This window comes from Corallococcus llansteffanensis (assembly GCF_003612055.1).
Classification (GTDB): domain Bacteria; phylum Myxococcota; class Myxococcia; order Myxococcales; family Myxococcaceae; genus Corallococcus; species Corallococcus llansteffanensis.
In genome coordinates this window covers 1-2,251 of sequence record NZ_RAWB01000917.1, presented here as the reverse complement: position 1 = coordinate 2,251, position 2,251 = coordinate 1, and the positions used below count along the sequence as shown (strand labels likewise).

The following is a 2,251-nucleotide window of genomic DNA, read 5'->3' as shown; positions in this document are numbered from 1 at the left end:
CCTCCACGAAGCCGGTGCGCAGCGTGAGGGACGGGTGGCCCGTGTGGTTGGTGATGGTGAGGGCCTCGTCGCGCAGCGAGGGCACGAGCAGCACGTCCACCTGGGACATCACGCGGGCCATCTCCTGGGCCACCTTGCGGCGCAGCCGGTCCGCCTGGACGTAGTCCACCGCGGACAGGAAGCGGGCCTGGCGGAAGAGGTTGGGCCACGCGTCGGGCACCTGCATCTTCAGGGCGTCCACGCCGTGGCTGAGCGTGAGGTCCTCGAAGGCGGCGGCGGCCTCCGCGAAGAGCAGCACGTTGAGCGCGGAGTACGGCCAGTCGGGGAACCGCACCTCCACCGGGGTCAGGCCCACGCCCTTGAGGGCCTCCAGCGCCGCGCGGTCCACGTCGGTGGCGGGGCTCTCCTTCATCCACGCCGGGACGTAGCCCACGCGCAGGCCCTTCACGCTCGCGCCCGCGTCGAAGTCGAGCTTCGCGGGGACGCTGGCCACGTCGCCCGCGTCCGGCCCGTTGAGCGCGGCCAGCACGAGCAGCGAGTCCTCCACCCCGCGCGTCATGGGCCCCAGCTTGTCCAGCGACCAGCACAGCGTCATCGCGCCGGTGCGCGGCACGCGGCCGTAGGTGGGCCTGAGGCCGGTGATGCCACAGCGCATGGCGGGCGACACGATGCTGCCGCCCGTCTCGCTGCCCAGCGAGAAGCCCACGAGCCCCGCCGCCGTCGCCGCGCCCGGCCCCGCGCTGCTGCCCGAGGAGCCCTCCTGCGGCAGCCATGGGTTCTTCGTCTCACCGCCGAACCAGATGTCATTGAGGGCCAGCGCGCCCAGGCTGAGCTTCGCCACCAGCACGGCGCCCGCGCGGTGCAGCCGGTCCACCACGGTGGCGTCCGTCGTGGGGACGCGGTCGCGGAAGGGCTCGGCGCCGTAGGTGGTGCGGATGCCCGCGGTGTCCACCAGGTCCTTGGCCCCCCAGGGGATGCCGTGCAGCGGGCCCTTGTACCTGCCCGCCGCGATGTCTCGGTCCGCCTGACGCGCCTGCGCGAGCGCCAGCTCCGGCGTCAGGGTGATGACGCACTGGAGCTGGGGGTCGAAGCGCTTCAGCCGCTCCAGGTAGAGCTGCGTGAGCCGCTCCGAGGTGATGGCGCGCGACTCCACCCAGCGGGACAGCTGCGTGAGGGGCGCGAAGGCGATGTCCTCCTCCTTCGCGGGCAGGGGCGTCTTCACGGCGCGGCTGCGCACGAAGCGGTCCTTCGTGGGCGCTGTCGGCTTGAGCCCCGGCAGCGAGGGGTTCCACTGGGAGGCGGGCGACAGCGTGGGCTCCAGCGCGAGCTTGCGCGGGCCGGTGCGCCGCTCGTGCAGCGGGGCCATGGACACGCGCCAGGTGCCGGCGGCCTGGGTGCGCTCGGCGGGCGTGAGCTGCACCTGCATCAGCTTCTCCGCCTCCGCGAAGGTGGTGGGGCTCACCTCCGGGCCCACGGTGGGGCCGGCGCCGAAGGTGGGCGGGGCACCGGCGGGCGCGGACGTGCCCGCTTCTGGAGCAGGGGCCGCGGAGACGGCGGTGCTCGCGAGTCCAATCACGGTGTGGGTCAGGAACTGCCGACGCGAGCTGGCCATGGCGAAACCTCTCGAAAGAAGCAGGGGGCGCCAGTGTGCCACCTCCCCTGCGCGGTGCACGTCATGGGTGGCGAGCCTGGGTGGACAGACACTGTCACCTGGGAGGACGGAGACGGCGGCGGTGGGGGCTGGCATCTTCGGGGCCATGGCGCGCAACAGCACCCTGACGGCACGACTGGGCTACATCGACACGCAGGCCACCTTCGTCCAGGCGGCGCTGCTCGCGGCGCATGGGGCGGGAGCGCGGGCGGGCGGCTTCCGCGTGTCGGACGTGCGCTTCTTCTTCCTGCTGTTCACCAACTGGGTGGAGCACGACGTCACCCGGCCCTCGCAGGACATCGACCTCACGCAGGTGCGGCGGACACTGGAGCGGCTGGTGCGCGCGGGCCACGCGGAGGCGGTGGGCACGGGCGCGGGGGTGAAGGGGCTGCCCCGGGGTCGCCGGTATGTCCTCACCGGCGAGGGGCTGTGTTCCCTGGCGGAGGGGCTGGCCGCGCGGGAGCGGGCACCGCTGGAGGAGGCGCTGTTCGGGGTCTGCTTCGCGGCGAGCTACCGGGACGCGGTGCTGTCGCGCGTGGAGGGACGGGCGCGGGCGCCGTCCGCGGCGGTGCGGCGGCGGGTGGAGCGGGCGTTGGATCC

At 73.8% G+C, this 2,251-nt stretch carries 1 protein-coding gene and 1 pseudogene; one reads left to right on the top strand and one right to left on the bottom strand.

Annotated elements, in window-relative coordinates; all coding sequences use genetic code 11:
* Window positions 1-1,612: amidase (locus D7V93_RS42050; RefSeq protein WP_120648568.1), on the bottom strand; the 1,612-nt coding region annotated here is incomplete at its 3' end.
* Window positions 1,613-1,733: 121 nt separating this feature from the next.
* Between D7V93_RS42050 and D7V93_RS42045 the strand changes: the two are divergent.
* Window positions 1,734-2,251, top strand: a pseudogene (locus tag D7V93_RS42045) (hypothetical protein); the annotation flags it as partial.